This is a genomic window from Mastigocoleus sp. MO_188.B34 (genome assembly GCF_030065675.1).
Lineage (GTDB): Bacteria > Cyanobacteriota > Cyanobacteriia > Cyanobacteriales > Nostocaceae > Mastigocoleus.
Map to the genome: position 1 here is coordinate 19,055 of NZ_JASJDK010000041.1, position 22,519 is coordinate 41,573.

Genomic DNA, 22,519 nt, shown 5'->3' on the forward strand with positions numbered 1-22,519 from the left:
CGTTTGCTAGTTGTTAGTGGTTAATTGCTGTTCGCTATAGTTTTAGTCACAATATAGATGAGAAATTAGAACTAGGTTCATAGAGTATTCATATTCTCACAATTCAGGTTCTATTGCTATAGTTAATTACAATTAACCATTGACCATTAGCCAAAATTAACTAGCTTAATTTAAAGCAAATATATTTCATTAAGAGCTACTGTTCTAATACTTAATATATAGTTTTTATATAAGAGCTATAAGTCAATACGGTTCAGATAAGCCCACATTCCTTGGTAGAGACGCGATATATCGCGTCTCTACAGTGCGATTTGTTTTCAAAAAAGTCTTAACTGAACTGTATTGAGCTATAAGTATAAAATATAAAATTTGGATTATACAGGTTTTAAGTTGATTTATTTACCCCAAGTGAAAAGCTTACATCTTAGTCTGATTGTTGTAAATATTTAGTTTTACGTACTCAAGTAGTCGCAGATAAAGCTGCTGGATAATTAGCACCATTGAAAGCAGGAAAATTAATTAAGTTTTTTGTCCTTTGGTGTATTTGAAAGGTTATCCGTTAATCTGTAGTAACAAATAGCCTGAAGTTACTTCAATGACAACTCACTTTATTAGTACAGAAATCGACCTGCAAGATAATCTACAAAAATTACAACTAGCGATTGAAACAGAATTACAGAAACAAGGAGAACCTCTACGCTGGGCGATTACTTCTGTAGATACAGAACAGCAAAAAGTAAAGGTAGAAGCAGTTGTTACCAGAATTACTTAGCAGAGAAAAGGGTACAGAAAATAGTATAGCGATCGCAAAGTTGACTGCAGCTAATTAACGATTCTTAGAAAATACCAAAAAAGTAAATAATCCTATACCATTGATGTCATTTGTGGTGCATTAAGGCTAATACCCAACACACGCTACAAAATCTGATAACTGATAACTGATAACTGATAACTGATAACTGATAACTGAATAAATGCGTCCATACACTGCGATTTTACTTATCCCCACAGGGATCGGAGCTGCAATTGGTGGTTATGCTGGCGATGCAATTCCTGTCGCTAAAGCCCTTTCCCAAGTTTGCGATCGCCTAATAACTCACCCCAATGTTCTCAATGCTGCAACAATGTATTGGAATTTACCTAACTCTTTATATGTGGAAGGTTATGGCTTAGACAAATTTGCTGCAGGAACTTGGGGCTTGCGTCCGGTACATCAAAATAAAATAGGTTTACTTTTAGATAGAGGAATTGAACCAGATTTACGGTTGCGACATTTACAAGCAGCTGATGCAGCGAGAGCAACATTAGGACTTCACCTGACAGATTATGTTATTACTGATGCTCCCCTAAATGTAGAATTACGCAATTCTTCTAGTGGTGCAAGTTGGGGAACCATTGGAAATCTGGATAGTTTGTTGAGAGCAGCAGATGTTTTAATAAATCAAGCTGGTGCGGAAGCGATCGCTGTGGTAGCTCGTTTCCCCGATGAGGTCGATCCAGAAACTGAAAATAATTACCGTCAAGGAAAAGGGGTAGATCCCATTGCTGGAGCTGAAGCGGTAATTAGTCACTCCATTGTCCGAACCTTCAAAATACCTTGCGCTCATTCACCTGCTTTTTTACCCGCACCTCTCGACTCAAACTTATCTCCCCGTTCGGCAGCGGAAGAATTGGGCTATACTTTTATACCTAGTGTTTTTGTTGGTTTAAATCGAGCGCCTCAGTTTATTCTTGAGGGAAGCGATCAACATCCCCAACCTGGAGATATTTGGGCGAATCAAGTTGACGCCGCGATCGCTCCAGTGAATGCTTGTGGAGGTAGCGCCTTACTCAGTTTAAATCAACAAAGATGTGAAATTATTGTTGTAGAAGAAAATCAAACCCAAATTCAAGTCCCTCCAGAACCTTTAGGAATTAAGTCAGTGCGAGTCAAGTCTTATTTGGAAGCTGTAGGTTTTATTGCTGCACATAAAGCAGGTATTAATCCTTCTGCCCTTGGGTCAAATATATATCCTTTGCACTCTTTAAGGAATAATTAATTATATTAACTCTAACAAAATTAACTCTAACAAAATTAACTATGTAACAAAAAATCAAAGTAAAAATCAAAGTAAAAATCAAAATCTCATATCAATTCCAAAAAAACTGCTACACGTCAATTATTTAAGTCTGTTTCCTATTCCCCATTTCCTGTTCCCTATTCCCTGTTCCCTGTTCCCTTTTACAAAAGAAGTGAGCAATTTTAAAAGAAATTGGTATTACTTTGTGACAAACGATCGGTTGACGGTTAACCAGTAATAAATTACTCATGAAAAATGACCAAAAGCCCGAATCAGAAATTCCACCATACCTTACCCGCACTCAAGTACTTGCTGCGATCGGAGTAACAGCGATATTTTTGTGGATAATTGCTAAATTATGGTTGCGATTTGGTAATGTTTATTTAATGTCTTGGCGCTGGGAAGCAAATGAATTGCTTTTAGGAGCAACTTTAGGTCTAACCATAACTGTTTTCAGCAGCTTCGCTTACAAATTTTGGAGTTCATACCGTCAAAATGCAGATTATTATTTAGACATAGTTCTTAAGCCCTTGGTATTTCCCGATCTAATTTGGGTTGGATTGTTACCTGGGTTAAGTGAAGAATTATTGTTTCGCGGGGTGATGTTACCAGCTTTAGGTTTTAACCACCTGGCTGTAATTATTTCTAGTCTTTGCTTTGGTGTCTTGCACTTAAATGGCTCTCAACAATGGTCTTACGTCATTTGGGCTACTATTGTTGGTTTGATATTAGGTTACAGCGCAATCATCAGTGGGAATTTATTGGTACCCATAGTTGCTCATATTACTACCAATTTGCTCTCAAGTTCTATTTGGAAGTTGCTTCAATATTTTGAAATCGACCGTCAGAAGTAAAACAAAAAATAGTATGGATCGGCGGAAATAAAAAACTATCTATAAATCCTAAAAGCTTACTATACATAGGTTTTTATTATTCATAGGTGTCCCAACCTAATTAATAAAGTTATAAGTTGCGATCACCAAGGTGTATTTAAGTGTGAGTGACTATCCCAATAATTACGGATTATTGAAAATTGCAAATAATATTAATGAATAAATACAAATAATCAATCGAATGAATGAATAAATATAAATATTTGCACTTATGTTACTAATTATTTCGCAACATTTCACTTATAAGCAAAGATAAAGTAAGCCATAGAAACAAGCATTATAAACATAATAGGTGCAAGAAATAATTAAATATCTACGGTAGCTCTATTATACTTGTATGACAGAATTGCAGACGAATGAGGATTTAAGAAGAATTTACTTTTACATTTTAATGTACAATAATTTGCGAAGATTAATATTAGTATTTTGTCTATTTTATATTTGCTTATTTTATAATCATTAACAATTACGATGTAAATATAGGTTTATTGTGCATATTTTTGTCGGTATATCCTACGTTCGCTCAGCTATAGTCTGTGCTTACATTTAAAATCTTATGACACTTTATCTTACTTGTACCCTGTTGAGAGTTTAATTGCTGCAAGGGTAGTTGTTATTACTCAGTGTAAGCAAACATAAACTGAATCTTGTATATCTTAGTTCCCTACGCAAATTATTAGCTATTGCTCGGATAGTTATGGATAGTACCAATAGCAACCAATTTCCATCTCAAATAGAGAATCTTAAAATCAAAAGTCAAATCTTGAATCCTCGTCGAGGTTTTTTTTGGGCTGCAAGAACCAGAATCTTGTTTTGGTATGTATTAATCGTTGGTTTTATCTTTGTCGCTTCTATTCCAGCATTTCGTCTACTTCTATATCAGCGCATTGATACTCGAGTTCGTAGAGAACTTAAGGAAAAGATGTACATATTTAATAAATTAGTTGACAATGATACATCTTCTGAATATCTCGATATGGGTGATGGAATAGAAGAGATCCCCCTATGGTTAAAATATGGAGATGAAGAACTGAAACGACGCCTCAAACCTCCATCTTCCATCGCAAAACTAGAAGACTTCTTCAATGCATTCATGGCAAAGCAACTTCCTGAAGATGATACATATTTGTTAACTTTTGTTGATGGAAGATTTTTTAAATCTAGTCCCAGGGGTAGACCAGAAATCTTCGACCGAGATACAAAGTTAATGCAGGATTGGGCAAAATTAACTAAACCAACAAAAGGTGAAATGCAAGCTACCGATGGAGAAACAGGTGGAATAATTTACATCGGTTATCCAGTAACATTTGAAGGTAAAACTTTGGGAGCACTTGTAGTTGCTCACACTATTGATGGCGAACGTTCAGAAATTATTGAAGCTGTCAACGTTGTAATTCAAGTCAGTTGTATTATCTTAATCATAGCCTTGATATTAGCGTGGGTTGTTTCTGGTTGGGTACTTTCTCCCCTGCGGTTATTAGCTGTTACTGCACGTTCCATCGGTGAATCAGACTTAAACCAACGCATTCAAGTCCAAGGAAAGGGAGAAATTGCAGAATTAGCGACCACATTTAATGAAATGATGGATCGTTTACAAGCAGCTTTTAGTACTCAAAGAAGTTTTATTAATGACGCTGGACACGAATTGAGAACGCCAATTACAATTATTCGCGGACATTTAGAACTGATGGGAGACGATCCCGAAGAAAAAGAGGAAACTGTAGCGTTGGTCTTAGATGAATTAGATCGCATGAGTCGGTTTGTCGAAGATTTGATTTTATTGGCAAAAGCAGAACGTCCAGATTTCTTACTACTTGAAACCGTTGACGTTAAGCAATTGACAGAAGAATTATTTATTAAAGCAAAGGGTTTAGCCGATCGTAATTGGTGCTTGGATGGAACTGCTGCGTGTCAGATAGTAATAGATCGTCAACGCCTTACTCAAGCTGTAATGAATATAGCAGGTAATGCAACACATTACACTACTTACAACGACACCATTGCAATTGGTTCTGCTTTAATCGAAGATAAGGTGCATTTTTGGGTACGAGATACCGGCGAAGGAATTGCTTACGAGGATCAAAAACGAATTTTCGAACGTTTTGCTCGTGCAGCGAATAGTCGTCGTCGTTCGGAAGGTGCGGGCTTGGGACTGTCCATTGTTAGGGCGATTGTTGAAGCCCATGATGGTGAAGTTACCCTTACAAGCAAACCAAAAAAAGGTTCAACTTTTACGATTATCTTACCCCTGCAACCACTAAAGACTGAAGAAAAACCACAAGAAATGAAAGTATAGATTTTCCAAATCTTGCTAATTCCGACACCCTACTAATTTTGTCAAGTAATCGATCATGGTATCTTGACTTCTTAATTATTTAAAAATTGCCTAGACATTAAGGAATGTAGATTAAATAAAGTACAAAAGTAGGGTGCTGTTAGCATGGCGTAACGCACCATTTCAAATTTTAGAGTTGCAGTTTATTAAATTCTCATTCCTAACTTATTTATAACTCATCAGGATAGTAAGATGTATAGATAATGACAGGTATATAAGTACGGAATCGACATAAAGACTCGAGCGCAGCACTTTTTTTCCGCTTAATTAATAATTTATATCTATGGCGGATTGCAAATCAAAGAGACACAATATAAGTTCTTCTTAAAAGCACATATAAATGTTTCGAGTTGTACTGCTGACTCCTGTACAGATGGCACAGAAACTGCGTGCGGCGTAGGCGTTAAGCCTCTTCTCTACAACTTATGACTCTCTTGAATCCTAAGACAAATAACAATCGCACAAAAATGAAATTCTCATTCCATTTAAATTATCATCAAACAAACTTAAATTTTTCTTAGGGAAATAATAATTTTTCCCAATAATTATGATATTGATAATTGCTTAGTAAATACTGATGATGTTTTTATGACCCAAGTTCTAATTGCTGAAGACGAATCTCGGATCGCAGCTTTTATAGCAAAAGGACTTCGCGCTAATGGATTTACTCCTACAGTTGCATCAACTGCTGATGAAGTCTTAAGGTTAGCTGTTGGCAAAAAATTTGATATGTTAATACTTGATTTAGGGCTACCGGGTCAAGATGGTTTGGAAGTACTAGAAGAAATACGTGGACAAGGAGAGCAGCTACCTGTAATCATACTCACTGCCCGTGATGATATTAACGACAAAATAGCTGGTTTTGAAGGTGGTGCAGACGATTACATGACCAAACCTTTTCGGTTTGAAGAACTCCTAGCCAGGATTCGTGTCAGACTACGCAAGAAAAGTCAAGGGTTTCCCAAGGAAGAAAATATTCTCAAAGCAGGTAACGTAGAACTCGATTTGCGAACTCGTAAAGCACGGGTAGCAAATGAAATCGTAGACTTACCAGCCCGGGAGTTTACTTTAGCTGAAACATTTCTCCGTCATCCCGGACAAGTTATGAGTCGAGAACAATTATTAGATCGAGTTTGGGGGTATGATTATAATCCTGGTTCTAATATAGTAGATGTTTATGTAGGTTATCTGCGTAAAAAACTGGGGAATAATGTAATTGAAACTGTTAGAGGTATGGGGTATCGTTTGCGGGTGTGAACAAACTTTTTTAAAAGATAGTTAGTTTTGAAGTTTGACTAGGATAATCTAGCTTTAATATGAAGCAATAATACAAAGTAGTAAAATGAACAAAATTTTAATAGTCGAAGATGAAGCCCGTCTTGCAGCCTTTGTTGAAAAAGGTTTACGCAAGAGTGGGTTTCAAACTACGGTTGCAGAAGATGGAGAGCAAGCGATACTCAAAGCTGAATCCGATGATTTTGATTTGGTATTACTTGATTTGGGTCTTCCGATTAAGGATGGTTGGACGGTTTTGCGAGAACTACGCAACAAAGGGAAACTCTATCCAGTAATTGTAGTAACTGCTAATAGCGACGATCGCAATAAAGTAGTAGCAATTAGTGCTGGCGCGAATGATTATGTCACTAAACCTTTTCGCTTTAAGGATTTACTACAAAGAGTTGTTGCACAATTACCAGCTTAGTTTATGGTAATAGTTGGAAAATATAATCTAGTGATTTTCAAAAGATAAGTTAACAGCACTATACCTGCCAACAATTATGTGACTTTGGAATATAGTATTGCTTGTGAAATTGTATTTAAGCAAATAAAGTCATTTTGAGATAGAAACTTATTGCTTTAAAAATTATAATTTCGCTAATCTTGAATTGGCTGATTTTAATCAACCCAAGTTAGTGTTTTCAGGGGAAACTGCAAATTCTGCATTGAAACTGCTTGGTGAAAAATAATTTTTTGTGAGTCAATATGCACTGTATATAGCTAGGCTTTACCTAAAATAGATAATATTTTTGGCGTTGCTGAATGAAAGTATGAATCATGACTGTAGAGACGCGATATATCGCGTCTCTACAAGGATCTCAATTGTGTAAATAAGAAAATTCATATCATAAATCAGCAACGCCATATTTTTTTGTCTTTAGCTCGCTAAAGTATGCAGTTAAATGTCAATACTTAGATGTTGGAGATATTGTAGGTAAAAGCATTTTTAGGGTGATATCCTACTATGGCTTTCACTGGCTGAAGATGTGTTTATTTTTTATCTATGTAATATATATGTCACGATAGAATATTTTTTATCATCTATCTAATGTTAATTAATCAGCGTAGTATATACAGTTTTTTGTCTGGAAGGATAAAGGTTTTTTGGGATCGTGCCAGACAACTACTATTATGTAATATCTAGGTTAAGCATTTGCTACAAGGCTTTGAAACCAAACTTTTGGCTACAGAATTTCTACTCCCTCCAGCCTTTTTCCGCTTACCAGCAGAATTGCGTAAACCCCGAAGCTCATAATCCGGTATAAAACTGTGATTTCTATGAGAAATTTCTCATGAAAACTTCATTCATAACTCATCACGAATTGTGAATCTGTATATAGAGAATCTCGGTTCAATTGTATTTCTCTGGTAGCCAAAACCCAGAAAGTAGTCAGCCTTCAAAGGCTGTAAGGTCAATAAAAACCTTACAAAATACAAGCCGACCTTCCCTAAGGTTAGAGGCTGACTCTTTTCTTTGACAAGCAATTTGCCAGATTCAAGATTTCTCACATGACGAAGATTTCTACCACAGGAAACAGGATTTAGTAAGAAATCGCAGTTTTTAAACAGTCCAAAAAATCGAGGAAAATCGAACTATGAGACTGATGGTTTACTCTCACGATGCTTTTGGTTTAGGGAATATTCGGAGGATGCTGGCTATATGCGAACATCTGCTGAGTGAGATAAATAATCTTTCAATACTGTTAATATCTGGCTCGCCGATGTTGCAAGGATTTCGCTTACCACCAGGATTAGATTACATTAAACTTCCTTGTCTTAATCGTGGTGAAGTTGGCAAAGTTTCGGTGAAGTATTTGGGTACTGATGTTAATGAAACAGTCAAATTAAGGTCGGATTTAATTTTATCTGCAGCGGTTAACTTTAAACCCGATCTACTGATGGTGGACAAGAAACCCTACGGGTTAAAAAACGAGTTACAGCAGACTATCCATTATCTCAATAGTTCTCTTCCCCAAACGAAGTTAGTCCTTTTATTACGTGATATTCTTGATACTCCAGAAAAAACTGTTTTGGAATGGCAAAGCCAATCCTACTATGAAACGGTTGAAAAATTTTATGACCGGATTTTAGTTGTAGGAATGCCTGAGGTCTTTGATGTTTGCAGAAAATATCAATTTCCAACAGCAATTGCCCATAAAACTAGTTACTGTGGCTATATTCGTCGTGAAGCAGGTTCTAAAAGTGCAGAACTGATCCGTCAAGAATTAAAAATATCTGCAGACGAACGTCTTGTTTTAGTTACTCCCGGTGGCGGACAAGATGGTTATCATTTAATCGATACCTACTTAGCTGGTTTAGATGTTTTCTCTAAGGAAGAGCAATTTACAATCAAAAGTCTAGTTCTCTGCGGTCCGGAAATGTGTGCATCTCGAAGAAAATCTTTATTTGAGAAGGCAGATAATCATCCACAGGTGGAAATGCGAGAGTTTACAGATGATTTGATGAGTTATATGACCGCTGCAGATGCAGTAGTTGGAATGGGTGGATATAACACAGTCTGTGAGATTCTTTCGGCGAGAAAACCTGCAACTATCGTACCTAGGTTTAAGCCTTCTAAAGAGCAATTAATGCGTGCAGCGAGAATCAGTCGGTTAGGGTTATGCAAAATGATTCATCCACAGCATTTAACCCCTGACGCCCTGGCAAATTCCTTATTGAGTCAGCTATCATTTGACCAACTTACTCCTAAAATTCAACTCGATCTTAATGCACTTCCAAGAATTTCCCATTATATTGGTCAGCTGTTATCTTTGAAAGTAGAACAAAGTAAAGTTTTTTACATAAGTTCTCCCCATTCAGAATCATCCAATTTAGTTGCCGCATTACAGTAAGCAGTTTTAATAATCTGTACTTAAATAACCTTCATCTACATATACCAACCAATTTTAATATTTATTCGGGAACTAATTATTATGAAAAAAATTATGTTTTATTGTCAGTACTTGACAGGAATGGGGCATTTAGTTAGAAGTACAGAAATTGTAAAGAGTTTAGCAGAAAGATTTCAAGTCTACTTTATTAATGGTGGTCCGATTGTAGAAGGTTTTGAAATTCCTAAAAATGTCAAATCAATTTTTCTGCCATCTCTTTGGTTGGAGAAAGGTAAATTTCAAATATCTGAGGGCTGTCAGAGTGTTGAACAAGTCAAAGAAATTAGAAATAATCAGTTGATAACTGCTTTTGACCGAATCCAACCTGATTGTTTAATTACAGAATTTTTCCCCTTTGGCAGACATAAGTTATTCTTTGAATTACTTCCCTTGCTAGAACATGTAAAATCTTCATCTCCTGAAACAAAAATTGTATCTAGCATTAGAGATGTAATTGGTAGAAAAACTCTCAATGAAGAATCAGATATCATTTGTAAACTCATCAACCAATATTTTGATTTGATTCTTTGCCATTCCGATCCAAGTTTTCAAACATTTACAGATAATTTTCCCAGACATCAAGAACTTAGATGCGAAGTTAAATATACTGGGTTTGTAGCTCAATCATTGGAAGAAAACTTACAAAAATCCCAGCAGCTAGATATAGATGTTGATAAGCCTTTTATTGTTGCTAGTGTTGGTGGTGGACGATTAGGCTATGGATTATTAGAAACAATTGTCGAAAGCGGTAAAATTTTAGCACATAAGATTCCTCATAATATTCACATATTTACTGGTCCTTTTATGCCAGATAGTCAATTTTTAAGTTTACAAAAAGCTGCTGCTAATCAAAAAAATATTAAGTTAAAAAAATACACTTCCCAGTTAGCTGAATATATGAAAAAAGCAGAACTTTCTATTAGTTTAACTGGTTATAATACTACTATGAATATTCTCAGAACAGGTGTTCGTTCCATTGTGGCACCTATCGGACATTACAGCCAAGATAACGAACAACTAATTAGGACGAAGAAGTTAGAGAAGCTAGGGATTGTACAAGTTGTAGATCCGAATTCTTTAAAAGCAAACCACCTCGCAGCAAAAATTATTGAATCTCTCAATCACAAACAAATCGAAAATTATACCAACTTATTTGATTTGGAAGGTGCACAAAAAACTCTGAATATCCTGGAACAATTTTTGGGAGTTAGTCAAGCCTCAATAATTAAGAATTATCAACCTTCAATGATCAAATATTAATTTTTTATTTTGATATATCTTATGAAACATCAAATCCCTCTAACTTTGCGAAAAAACAATTGACATAAATCAAATGAAAAATCGACGCAAACAAAAAACAACTAAGGGAGTTATCTCCGGAATTTTCAAAATATTACGAAAATTGTCTCCCTATCTTCGCAAACACAAAATTCCGATCGCACTTTCATTTCTAGCGCTGTTATTTGAATCGGGATTGCAGTTATTAGAACCTTGGCCTCTTAAATATGTATTTGACCATATTCTGATACCAGCACATAATAATTCTCCAGGAGCTGCAGGGGCTTTTGGGATGCCGACGATGGTATTGCTCGGTCTTTTGACTGCAGGTATTGTGGGAATCGCAGGTTTGTCCAGTATGGCATCTTATCTCAGCACCTACGGTATTTCAATGGTTGTGGTGCAAATCCTATCGGAAGTACGGGGTAAACTTTTCTCTCACCTACAGCGCTTGTCTCTTTCTTTTCACCAGCAATTTAAGAGTGGAGACTTGATTACTCGGGTGACAACCGATATGGACAAAATGCGGAATGTCGCCATTAGCAATGCTTTACCCTTAGTAACAAATTTGATATTCCTTTTGGGTATGTCCATAGTAATGTTTTGGCTTAATTGGGAGCTTGCATTACTAGCGATGGCAATTTTCCCTTTGTTTATAATTTTGAATGCCCACCTACTAATAAGAATTCGGAGTTTTTCTAGTCAACATCGCCAATCTGAAGGGGTTTTAGCTTCTACAACTGGCGAGACGATGGGTGCGATTAAGGTCATACAGGCGCTATCTTTGCATGATCGCCAACAGAGTATCTTTGTTGAGCAAAACAAGAAAAGTTTAGAGGAAGTTATTCAGTCTTTAAGACTTTCCGCTGCGTTACAACGAACCGTCAAGGTATTAATGGCTTTAATCGTCGCTGTAGTTTTATGGCGCGGTTCCCAAGTAGTACAACACCAAGAATTAACTCCAGGGGAACTTTTAGTATTTATCACTTACTTGAAGAATGCTTTCCAACCCATACGCAAACTATCCAACCAAATCCGCCAAATCACTAAGGCTGTAGCTTCGGGAGAACGGGTAATCGAACTATTGGAATACGAACCAAATGTGCGAGATTTACCAAATTCCAAAAAAGCTCATCCTTTCTTTGGTGCGGTACGTTTTGAAAATGTCAGCTTTGGTTACGATCCAGAGCGAACCTTATTAAAAAACATTAACTTCTCGGTACAACCGGGTCAAACATTAGCGTTAGTTGGACCCTCTGGTAATGGTAAATCAACTTTACTTAGCTTAATTCTTCGTCTTTATGACCCCCAAGAAGGTCGAATTTTAATTGACGGTCAGGATATTCGTGAGTATAAATTGGACTCATTGCGCCAACAAATCAGTATAGTTTTGCAAGAAAGTGTTTTATTTGCAGCTAGTGTCCGAGAAAACATTGCTTGCGGTAAGATTGGTGCTTCCAATAAAGAGGTAGAAAAAGCTGCTCGGTTAGCAAATGCCCATGAGTTTATCATGAAGTTACCCCAAGGATATGACACAGTTTTGGGAGAACGCGGTGCAACATTATCAGGTGGTCAAAGACAGCGAATTGCTATTGCTCGGGCGGCTATTCGTAAGGCACCAATTGTGATTCTTGACGAGCCAACAACCGGTTTGGACAGCGCTAGCGAGCATAGTGTAAATTCTGCTCTCAAACAAATAACCCAAGACCAAACAACTTTCATGATTTCCCACAACCTCAGAGCAACTCAAGATGCAGATTTAATTCTCTATGTTGAAAGCGGGACCGTACGGGAAAAAGGTACTCATGAAGAACTAATGCGCTTGGGTGGTTGCTATGCAACTTTGTATCGGCTGCAAAACATTGTGAGTGAGGATAAATACAGAGGAGATACTTATGCCTTCGGAAATTAAGGAAGATTCCAAGACTCGAATAATACTTTTACGTCATGGAGAAAGTACTTATAATCGGCTTGAATTATACCAAGGCAGTTGTAATGATTCTGTATTAACAACTAATGGGATTCTTGATGCTCAACACACTGGAATTTATTTGGCAGAATTAGGATTAAACAACAAAAATTTGGATCTAATCTATTCCAGTTCCTTAAGGCGATCTTATGATACAGCCCAAGAGATAGCGCAAGCAATCGCTAATACTTTTGAGCCGAAAATTATTCATACCAGCGATTTACTTTGGGAAACAGATTTACCGCAATGGCGAGGTTTAGGGATTAAGTATGTACGGAAAAATTTTCCCGAAGAATATCATACATGGAAGCATAGTCCCCAGGATTTTTTCATGGAATCTATCGAAGGAGTAGATAATGAAGTAGATAGTGTTTCTCGTTTTTATCCCCTGATCGATCTCTACAGCAAGATTCGCTTATTTTGGCAAGATTTACTACGGAATCATTTTGGTCAAACTATTTTAGTTATAGCCCATGGAGGTAGTAACCGAGCTTTAATTAGTATAGCACTGGGAATCGAACCCAAACGCTATCATTGCATTCAACAATCAAATTGCGGCATTAGTGTATTGCAATTTAGCGATAATTCTTTGGGGTCAGGACGACTCGAAGCAATGAACCTAAATTCTCATATGGGTTATACTATGCCTAAACTTCAAGAGGGTGCTGGAGGTATACGTTTATTATTAGTATCTCCCGAAAACAATTTAGTTAAGAAACATAAATTAATTTCATGTTTGAGAGATGTTATTTTAGATTTTAGTATTTTAGAAGAAAGTAATAATTGTTTTGAGACTGGACGAAAGATTTTAAAATATCATCCAGCCACATCACAAATCTCGGCAAATTCTCCAAAATTTCTGCAATATTATACAAATATAATTAAGAAAAGACTTCAAATCAGCACAGAAAACAAGTTATCTAACGGGCTAGTTGTAGCTGAATTAGAAACTATTAAGAAACTCATAGGTAATATCTTGGGAATGAGTTGCCAAAATTTAGAAAAATTAAATCTACAACCAGGAACAATCAGCGCAATTCACTACCCCAGTGTTGAGCTTCCTCCAGTTTTACAAGCAATGAATACGTCAGAATCAGAAAAATATTTAATCTATAAACCTGAATTTGCTCAAAGTTATCTGTTTTAAATTTTTCTGAGCCAAAGTGTGATTTTTCTCATCTAAAATTTTAATTAAAGCACTTTTTATCCAAACCTATTTTTTACCCAAATCTGTTTTTAATTAACACCCTAGAAGATAAATAAAACAAATTTAAATCATTTTACCCTTGATAAAATATTAATAATTTGAAAATTTTCCCTATTACCTGTTTCCTTGTACAAACAAATTTTAATAAAACTGAAGCATTGATGTTACAAGATTTGTGATAAAACAAACTATGAAAATAGCGTTTTTAGTGTGGCGTTTCCCAGTTATTTCAGAAGCATTTATCTTAAATCAAATTACAGGATTAATCGACCGAGGACATGAAGTTCATATCCATGCAGTGAACGGTCCTCCTGTTAATATGCCTAAAGTACATCCAGCAGTTGAAAAATATCGCCTGATGGAACGTACTTATTATCCTCCAACCCGACCTGATAACTATCTATGGCGATTGCTTAAAGGTCTGGGATTGATTTTTTATAATCTTCAACGAGGTTCTTTAGACTGCTTAAAATTATTGAATTTTTTTAGATACGGTCACCAAATTACCTCCTTAAAAGCATTATACAGATCGATCCCCCTACTTAGCGATCGCTCATATGATATTATTCACTGTCAGTTTGGCACAATTGGACATGTGGCATTAAAGTTTCGTCAAACTGGCATACTTAGTGGTAAAATTATCACTACTTTTCGTGGAATTGATATTAGCCGACATATTCAAGAACAGGGAGAAGACGTTTATGACGAACTCTTTGTTGAGGGAGACTTCTTCTTTGCTAATTGTAATTTTTTCCGTGATCGCGCCGTAAAACTTGGTTGCGACCCAAAAAAAATAGTCGTTCACGGTTCGGGAATTGATTGCTCTAAATTTGCTTTCAAATCTCGCTTCTTTCCCAACGATGGGAAAATTAGAATTGCGACTACAGGTCGTCTGGTTGAAAAAAAAGGTATAGAATATGCTATTCGTGCAGTAGCAAAAATAGTTTACATTTATCCCAATCTTGAATATAACATCATTGGTGATGGCGAATTAATGAATAATTTCCAACAACTCATCGCAGAACTGGAAGTTTGTGACACCATAAAGTTACTTGGTTGGAAAGATTCCTCAGAAATCGCTAACATTTTGGATCGCAGCCACATTTTTATTGCTCCCAGCGTTACTGCTGCTGATGGAAATCAAGATGCACCCGTAAATACTTTAAAAGAAGCCATGGCGATGGGTTTACCCGTCATTAGTACTTTCCACGGTGGTATTCCCGAATTAGTAGAAGATGAGATTTCTGGTTTTCTCGTTCCCGAACGCAATTCTGATGCTATAGCGGAAAAAATACAGATACTTATAGAAAACCCACAATTATGGGAAAAAATGGGAAAAAATGGTCGAAAGCAGGTAGAGGAAAAATATGACATGAATAAACTCAATGGTGAGTTAGTCTCTGTCTACGAGCAACTTTTAGAATCTCAAGTTTATCAACTAGATTCCTCTACGAAAATGATTGTAGCTAATAATACTTGAATTACAGTTTTTAATCTTGCTCAATTATTCGAATGCGAACAAAAATAGTTATTAGAGTGGGTAATTTGTTAATTTTTAACTCTAGCTAAGTGCAGCCACTGTGGGGAAGTTTGTGTTCCAGATTGGAGCAATTCGATAATACCAGGGCAAGATTTAGGACTACGCTTACAAGCATTAATAGGTTGGCTAGGGAATTATGCCCACATGCCATATTCAAAAATCCGTGAGTTAATCAAAGAATTGGGACAGATAGATATTGGAGAAGGTACCTTAGTTGCAAAAAATCTGCATGGTTGCACAAGCAATAAAAAAGCCTGTTGAGGAATTGGAAAATTGGGTTAAAGTCGAACAGCCCAATATTCATGTAGATCTTAGCGCAGCGTGTCACGATAGTGACAAGACACCTTGGACGGTCAAAGGAGTTAAGGAAGTACAAACAAATTATTTATCCTGAAGTTGCTTTAAAGAACTTATTTAGAATATTGTCGAAAGAACTTTTAATTTGATGCTTGCGATACCATTTTTGAAAAGCAGCTTCGTAATCTTCACCTTTAGTTTGTAAGCTATTCCAAGCGTCAAGAGCTAATCCCATTCCCCAGAATAAGACAACATATAGCGACCAATCGAAACCACCTCCACCCATTAAATCCACAACTATCAAAATTGTATTTACAATTACGTAATTACCCAAGCGTTTTTTGAATCTAGTACGACGTAAAGTATTGAAAGTTTGCCGATGCTGTAATTCTCCTCTTAAATTTTTCCAATCTCTTTCAGCCAATTTTAGGGATTCAGGAGAAATATCCATCTCCACAGCAATTTCCAAAAGTTGTTGATAAGAAAATTCCTTGTCATCATCATCAACTTGACGAGAAATTGCTAAATGCAGAATCTGTTGTACATCTTCTTGGCTATAAGAATGAGCTTGTTTTGATTCAAATTCTGTCATAGTACAAATCTCTAATATTAATTATTGTTACGGCTGAAGACCTTTCAAATACTACACACCAAACTAACAGCTATCAATATTAATTCAGGATTAATTCAGCTATTTTTAGAGTAACAAATCTAGCGAAGTTGGGAGTTGACGTACAGCATTAACCATATAGACAATTAGCAAATTTTTACTTTTAATTAACACCTGGAACTACAATCTTCCAAAAGCGTAAATATCCTTGATCGCACTTACCCAACCATCGGAAACGGATTCAAGAATTTGCCAACCTTTTTCTTTTGTTGCAGTTGTTGGATCTCCAATTACTCCACTTTTACTTAAGTCGCGGGTTGTCCAAGCAAAAGGTAATTTACCCTCCGGACTCAACAAACTTCCTTCTGGTTGTGCTGGGGGATACTCAGCAATTGCTTTTTCCATTTTTACCTGTTGTGGTAATAAAGCCAGCATAATACTGGTTTCAGCATCACCAGCATGCATTCCTTCCTTTGCTTCCTTGGAAGTTAATAATTCTTTGGTAATGTTAGGTACTCTCCAAGTGAAAAATGGAAATACCATCAAATCATCATATTTGACATGTAAATCCCGCGCCGCCATTTGCATTACTTGGGGTTGTCCACCATGGGAATTCATTAATACTAATTTTCTAAACCCCGCCCGGTAAAGGTTTTCGCCCACTTCCATAATAATGGCTGTCAGAGTTGCTGTGCTCAAGGTAATTGTACCGGGAAAATGCCAGTGTTCGTTGGACTTTCCGTAATAAATATTTGGTAAAGCATACGCGGGTATACTAGTATCAAGTTTTTCTAAAGCTTTTCCCAAAACTCCTGCCCCAATTGCAGCATCAACAATCAATGGTAAATGGGGCCCATGTTGTTCTATTGCTCCTACGGGCTGAATTATAACTACATTTTCTTTATCAGGCATTTCTTCTATATCAGTCCAGGAAAGATAAGGGAAAAAACGCTTAGGGGGTATAAAACCATGCATAATCAATAATGAGGCTAATGAAATTTAGTTAAAAATGATTCTTAAACTAGTCAACTGGACCACAACTGTGCTGATCAACCAAGAAAATAACAGCTAATTGCTGGGAAATTCTTCATTTTAGTGAGGGGTCGTTGACCTTCATTCGACTAATTCAGCTTCACATAAAGATTTTACCTGCCTTAGAGGGATTAATTATGATATTTGGCATAACACTTAAAATAAAATTCGTAATTAGATCGTTTTCGCAAAATTTAAGCTGTGCTTAAGATGCTACAAATATACATGTTTCTTCATATTTATTCATCGTAATTTCGGGAATGCGATCGCAAGCATTTATAGCAGAATCCAGGAGTTAGGAAATAAGAGTAGAATCTGCTTTAAAAATAAGATTCAGGCTCGTAGCTGTACTTCTATACTAATTTGCGAGTCGCTATATACATGTCGGAAATTGATATCTAATTTTTCTAAGGGATTTGAAAAATTTTGTGCTGCAATCTACACGTAAATGAATACTTACTAATTATTTAAGAAGAAAAACTTTAAAACTGTTATTTATATCCTAGGAATAGAGGTAAATTTATGGAACAAAATGGCAATATTCGCACTTTAACTGTTGACATTGGTGGTAGTGGGATCAAAGTAATAGTACTAGATATCAAAGGAATGCCTTTGACACAAAGGATGCGTTTAGATACTCCCCAACCAGCTACACCGGATCCTATGATTAATACAATTTTACGTTTAGCATCTTCTCAAGGTAATTTCCAAAGAGTTTCTGTTGGTTTTCCCGGCGTGATTCGTTATGGTGTAGTAGAAACAGCAGTCAATTTACATCCTGAATGGTTAGGATTTAACTTAGAAGCTGCACTATCCAATAAATTACAAAAACCAGTACGAGTTATCAACGATGCAGACATGCAGGGATTGAGTGCAATTTCCGGTAAAGGTGTAGAATTAGTTCTTACCTTAGGAACTGGTTTTGGTTCTGCTTTATTTGTTAATGGTAAATTGATACCAAATTTAGAGTTAGGGCACCATAAATTTCGTAAAGGAGAAACCTATGAAGAACAATTAGGACGGATCGCGTTAAAAAAAATTGGCAAAAGAAAATGGAATCGGCGACTAAAAAAAGCAACTAAACTATTACAAAATGTATTTAATTATGATTACCTATACATTGGTGGTGGCGAAGCTAGAAAAGTACAAATAGATTTAGCGTCGAATGTGAAGATTATTCCCAATGTATATGGTTTATTAGGTGGTATTGCTTTATGGAGAGATTAAATATTAAGTAATATGACTACAATTAAAGGCATTACAATTAATTCTCTGTCTGTTTAATTGCTCTTGCTGTCCCATTTATCATATGTGTCATTAGATTATTTTCTGTTAGAATGATATTTGTATATCAGGCTACATTGTTTTACACAATCCCATCTCATCAAATTTAAAATTGTTAAGTTAATGAATTTTTAAGTTAACTTGAGTGGGTTAATTTGTTCTTTTCGTTTTGCCACAGGTAATATATTTGTCCCTTATGGATAAATTGCACATAAACCAACTTGTGGGGAGTATCCAGTTTGAGCTACTACCCAAGCTAAGGATAAAGAGCGTCAACCCACACGATCCCATACAGGTCAGTTATATTCCTACTCCTTGGAACCTTTTGGGTACAGGTAACTATGCTGCTGTTTTCTATCACCCCAATTATCCAAATCTTGTGGTGAAGATTTACGCACCAGGACGTTCGGGGTTTGAGGAAGAAGTAGAAGTCTACCAACGCTTGGGTTCCCATCCTGCGTTTTCTGAATGTTTCTACGCTAAAGATGGATTTTTAATCTTGAGACGGTTATATGGAACAACTTTATATGATTGTATGAATCTCGGTATACCGATTCCCCGAAAGGTGATCCAAGATATCGATAAAGCTCTGGATTATGCACGCGATCGCGGTCTTTTTCCCCATGATATTCACGGTCGCAACGTAATGATGTATAACGGTAGGGGTTTAGTTGTAGATATTTCTGACTTCCTAGATGAGGAAGAATGCTCAAAATGGGAAAACCTGAAAAAAGCATATTATTTGCTTTATCGTCCTTTAATCTCTCCATTGCGACTAAAGGTTCCCTACGGTGTTTTAGATGTTGTGCGCAAAAGCTATCGGGCTGTAGGTAACTTTAAAACAAGGTGTGAGAAATTACTTACAATGTTCAAACGGGAACAAAAGCAAAATCGTGGTGTCCGTTAAAAGTTGAATATTGCTTTTGTTGTTATTCAATTTCAACGTGTTCCCAAACTAATTCAAATATTTTTGGAACATCATCGCTTTTGCTCGGTGGTGTTTTTAATTTGATTCGATTTCCATCTAAGGTAAAAATCCTGGTTAAATTTTGACCAATTCGATTTGGCATTGATGCAACTTCTACATGATGGGTCACAGTATTTTCATTGATAGTATATGTTCCTGCGTATGCATTAAAAGTAGTGAAAGCTTCGGCGCGTTCTTCTACTGGTACAGAATGTATTGCTTTACTAAGGGTAGAACGTGCATTTCCACTTAAGGGTGGGCGATCACTTCGAGAAAATATCACCATCATTTTACCTTCAGGAGTGTAGGTAATATAGCCCGTGGGATTAGTTCCAAAAGCTTTGGGTTCAATTTTTCCATTAGGAAGTATTGCAGTAACGGAAACTAGTTTCCAAATCCCAATTAAGGGGTTGTCTTTGGTAGATAAATTCATAGATGTTATTTATTCAGTTCCTCTAAAGGTAGTGTTTTAGCTAGACTTTCAACATTACATTATTCCGAAAAATGTTAATACCCTCATGTAGTCATTTTACACAAGCTCATTCGAGCAAAATCACTAACAAATTCTAGTAACAAATTTATAGTTTATTAAGGATAAGATTATGTCCAAAGTAGTTCCTGTTTATCAATATTATGCCGAGCAACCTTATGGAGGAATTAGATATTTTTACTCCATAGACCCTAATGTCGAGGCTGGTTGGACTTTAGATAAAGATTGTAACGACGGTGTAGCTTTCAAAGCTTTCAAAGATAAACAAAAAGGTACTGTTCCAATTTATCAATATTATGTAGAACAACCTTATGGAGGAATTAGATACTTTTACTCTACAGACCCTAATGTCGAAGCTGGTTGGACTTTAGACAAAGATTATAATGACGGTATTGCTTTCTATGCATGTGCAGAAGCAACTCTAAGTGCAACACCCGTTTATCAGTACTATTTTAAGCAAGAGGATATTGGAGGTTTTAGACATTTTTACTCTAAGGATCCTAATGTTGGAGCAGGATGGACTTTAGATAAAGATTATAAAGAAGGTATCGCTTTCTATGCACTTTAGTAAAAGTACTTATAAGCGATCGCTAGCATAAGTTGAATTCTTGTCTGTTCAGGATTTACGCACGAACAATTTAATTAAGTTATTTACAGTAAGGTAATGTGTGTGGGGTTAGTAAATGATTTTCACAAGGAAATAGGAATCTCAAGTTAGAAATAATTTCTTCCCAAGAGACTCCCAATGCTGTAGTCATACCAAATTGGTTGATATACCCTTTTAAGAATGAGAGAAGGAGTGTGAAAAGTGTGAGAAGTGTGGAAAAAATTTCATTCTTAGGGGTTTAAAAATCTGATTTGGATAAGCTTTACTAAATGCTAAATGAGTGCGTAAGTCCTAATATAAATACTATTTCTATACACCTAAGAAAATATATTGAAGCTTATTTTGACTTTCTTAAATAGACCTCTCCGGAAATTAAATATGTATAACCCAAAATCCTTGTAGAGACGTAGCAGAGGCTAGAGGCTCCGCCGACGCCGCAGGCTCTGACTACGTCACCTACGGATCCGCCGACGCCAAAGGCTCTGCTACGTCTTTACATTCTTTTCCGGAGATGTCTAATGCTTAACTAATTAAATTCGACCGCTTATTTATTGGAAATTTAAATTTGCAGAGATATAGCAATGCTACATCTCTGCATAAATTATTGATTAGAACCCAAATAATTTAGGGTGAAATTATTTTATACAAATTCTGATTAGATAATACTATAAGGATTTGAAGGGATCTTTTTCGGTTTTGTCTAGTTCTGCAAAAAAGTTTTTAATCTTACCTCCAAGTTGATTCGCCGAATTTTTCAATTCCTCTTTTTGCGAATCATCAAGACCATTCCAAAAAGATCGCCATAAACTTCCTGCCATTTGAATACCAACAAAAGGAGAAATAATACTCAGAGGAATAAGAATAGAGCTACCAAAAATCATGACAACTAATGTCAAAATTGCACCGACAGCCACACCCTGTTTACCTGCTTTCCAAGCAATATCACTAACTCGTTCTATAACTTCACTATTGGTTAGTTCACCTCGGCGTCGTGCCCCTTCAAGGTGCAGAAATTCTTTTAGAGCTTTATAGATGGCAAAAGATATACCGGCTCCAACAATACCAGTCGCAGCAGACTCAATAACATCCAATTTTCCCAGAACTTCAGCTATTTCTCCTTCCTCTAATCCTGCTTTTAAAGAATCATTCATTTTTGTAGCTTTCGACTTCGAACCTTTATATAACTTGGCTAAGTCAAAAACATCCATATTTACTCGAGAGGGTTCATATTTAACACTATCCATTGTCTGAAAACCTGTCATTTGTTGTAATTACAAGTAAAATTGGGCAAATAGCCCTAAATAGTGGCATTTTTGGTCAATTTTCTTAAAATAAACCTTAGCCAATTCCTAATTAGTTATGTTTTTTGTGAGTTATATTTATGAATCTTGAAAAAATAACTCAAATAAAAACATAATTGAGATTAGTTTTGTAAGGAATGAACATATAATTCAAAACTAGATTTTTGAATTTTAAATTATGTGAACAACCATGTTTTTTATTATAGCCATTTTGCATTTTAATACCATAAGTAACTATTCAATACATCAATAGTTCCCATAATAAAAACTCTACTGTTTCTAGGGAACTTTTTTTGGCTAACTCTTTTGATAGATTAACTTAAACGACTGAAATAAAAGCTCGAATTTAGTACTAATCAAAACTAGCTTTGATTTGATAGATTAGTATTAGTAAATTTATATGCCTGCACTAGGTGATATCCACAGGCAATAGATTGGCTAATCTTTACCCAGTAAGGAATATGCTAAATCAGTAGTTGA

The 22,519-nt window shown here is 36.0% G+C and carries 18 protein-coding genes and 1 pseudogene; 15 read left to right on the forward strand and 4 right to left on the reverse strand.

Going from position 1 to position 22,519, the window contains the following annotated elements; all coding sequences use genetic code 11:
* Window positions 1-595: 595 nt before the first annotated feature.
* The 12 genes and pseudogenes from QNJ50_RS12070 to QNJ50_RS12125 all read left to right on the forward strand — a co-directional run.
* A complete protein-coding gene (locus QNJ50_RS12070; protein WP_300635580.1) occupies window positions 596-772 on the forward strand; it encodes a hypothetical protein in 177 nt (58 codons plus the stop codon).
* A gap of 202 nt (window positions 773-974) precedes the next feature.
* Window positions 975-2,039 carry a DUF3326 domain-containing protein gene (locus QNJ50_RS12075; protein ID WP_300635582.1) on the forward strand — a complete coding sequence of 355 codons (1,065 nt, stop codon included), beginning with the start codon at window positions 975-977 and terminating at the stop codon, window positions 2,037-2,039.
* Window positions 2,040-2,308: 269 nt separating this feature from the next.
* On the forward strand, window positions 2,309-2,914 hold the full coding sequence (locus QNJ50_RS12080; protein WP_300635583.1) for a CPBP family intramembrane glutamic endopeptidase: 606 nt from the start codon (window positions 2,309-2,311) through the stop codon (window positions 2,912-2,914).
* Window positions 2,915-3,650: 736 nt separating this feature from the next.
* Window positions 3,651-5,249 carry a HAMP domain-containing sensor histidine kinase gene (locus QNJ50_RS12085; RefSeq protein ID WP_300635585.1) on the forward strand — a complete coding sequence of 533 codons (1,599 nt, stop codon included), beginning with the start codon at window positions 3,651-3,653 and terminating at the stop codon, window positions 5,247-5,249.
* A 627-nt stretch (window positions 5,250-5,876) separates the two neighbouring features.
* Window positions 5,877-6,545: a response regulator transcription factor gene (locus tag QNJ50_RS12090; RefSeq protein WP_300635587.1), complete on the forward strand. Its 669-nt coding sequence runs from the start codon at window positions 5,877-5,879 to the stop codon at window positions 6,543-6,545.
* 85 nt (window positions 6,546-6,630) lie between these two features.
* Window positions 6,631-6,990: a response regulator transcription factor gene (locus QNJ50_RS12095; protein WP_300635589.1), complete on the forward strand. Its 360-nt coding sequence runs from the start codon at window positions 6,631-6,633 to the stop codon at window positions 6,988-6,990.
* A 1,171-nt stretch (window positions 6,991-8,161) separates the two neighbouring features.
* Complete coding sequence (locus QNJ50_RS12100) at window positions 8,162-9,418, forward strand: glycosyltransferase (protein WP_300635591.1); 1,257 nt, start codon at window positions 8,162-8,164, stop codon at window positions 9,416-9,418.
* Between the two features lie 81 nt (window positions 9,419-9,499).
* Window positions 9,500-10,717, forward strand: a complete 1,218-nt coding sequence (locus tag QNJ50_RS12105; RefSeq protein ID WP_300635593.1) for a glycosyltransferase — start codon at window positions 9,500-9,502, stop codon at window positions 10,715-10,717.
* 73 nt (window positions 10,718-10,790) lie between these two features.
* Window positions 10,791-12,647, forward strand: coding sequence for an ABC transporter ATP-binding protein (locus tag QNJ50_RS12110; RefSeq protein WP_300635596.1), 1,857 nt, complete (start codon window positions 10,791-10,793; stop codon window positions 12,645-12,647).
* Window positions 12,631-13,851: a histidine phosphatase family protein gene (locus QNJ50_RS12115; protein WP_300635598.1), complete on the forward strand. Its 1,221-nt coding sequence runs from the start codon at window positions 12,631-12,633 to the stop codon at window positions 13,849-13,851. The genes QNJ50_RS12110 and QNJ50_RS12115 overlap by 17 nt, the downstream gene beginning before the upstream one ends.
* A gap of 250 nt (window positions 13,852-14,101) precedes the next feature.
* Window positions 14,102-15,391: a glycosyltransferase gene (locus tag QNJ50_RS12120; protein ID WP_300635600.1), complete on the forward strand. Its 1,290-nt coding sequence runs from the start codon at window positions 14,102-14,104 to the stop codon at window positions 15,389-15,391.
* Between the two features lie 87 nt (window positions 15,392-15,478).
* A pseudogene (locus tag QNJ50_RS12125) lies at window positions 15,479-15,844 on the forward strand (IS66 family transposase); the annotation flags it as partial.
* On the opposite strand, the gene QNJ50_RS12130 reads toward QNJ50_RS12125, so the two are convergent.
* A complete protein-coding gene (locus tag QNJ50_RS12130) occupies window positions 15,837-16,340 on the reverse strand; it encodes a 2TM domain-containing protein (protein ID WP_300635602.1) in 504 nt (167 codons plus the stop codon). The pseudogene QNJ50_RS12125 and the gene QNJ50_RS12130 overlap by 8 nt on opposite strands.
* Window positions 16,341-16,538: 198 nt before the next feature.
* Complete coding sequence (locus QNJ50_RS12135; RefSeq protein ID WP_300635604.1) at window positions 16,539-17,333, reverse strand: creatininase family protein; 795 nt, start codon at window positions 17,331-17,333, stop codon at window positions 16,539-16,541.
* Window positions 17,334-17,912: 579 nt separating this feature from the next.
* Here QNJ50_RS12135 and QNJ50_RS12140 point away from each other — a divergent pair.
* A complete protein-coding gene (locus QNJ50_RS12140; RefSeq protein ID WP_300635606.1) occupies window positions 17,913-18,617 on the forward strand; it encodes an ROK family protein in 705 nt (234 codons plus the stop codon).
* Window positions 18,618-18,870: 253 nt separating this feature from the next.
* Window positions 18,871-19,581 carry a serine/threonine protein kinase gene (locus QNJ50_RS12145; RefSeq protein ID WP_300635608.1) on the forward strand — a complete coding sequence of 237 codons (711 nt, stop codon included), beginning with the start codon at window positions 18,871-18,873 and terminating at the stop codon, window positions 19,579-19,581.
* 22 nt (window positions 19,582-19,603) lie between these two features.
* On the opposite strand, the gene QNJ50_RS12150 is transcribed toward QNJ50_RS12145, so the two are convergent.
* The gene (locus QNJ50_RS12150) at window positions 19,604-20,074 is read right to left on the reverse strand and encodes a lipocalin-like domain-containing protein (RefSeq protein WP_300635610.1); all 471 of its coding nucleotides are present in this window, start codon (window positions 20,072-20,074) and stop codon (window positions 19,604-19,606) included.
* Between the two features lie 169 nt (window positions 20,075-20,243).
* On the opposite strand from QNJ50_RS12150, the gene QNJ50_RS12155 reads away from it, so the two are divergent.
* Window positions 20,244-20,699 carry a hypothetical protein gene (locus tag QNJ50_RS12155; protein ID WP_300635612.1) on the forward strand — a complete coding sequence of 152 codons (456 nt, stop codon included), beginning with the start codon at window positions 20,244-20,246 and terminating at the stop codon, window positions 20,697-20,699.
* A gap of 704 nt (window positions 20,700-21,403) precedes the next feature.
* Here QNJ50_RS12155 and QNJ50_RS12160 read toward each other — a convergent pair.
* Window positions 21,404-22,000: a hypothetical protein gene (locus QNJ50_RS12160; protein ID WP_300635614.1), complete on the reverse strand. Its 597-nt coding sequence runs from the start codon at window positions 21,998-22,000 to the stop codon at window positions 21,404-21,406.
* Between the last annotated feature and the right edge of the window lie 519 nt (window positions 22,001-22,519).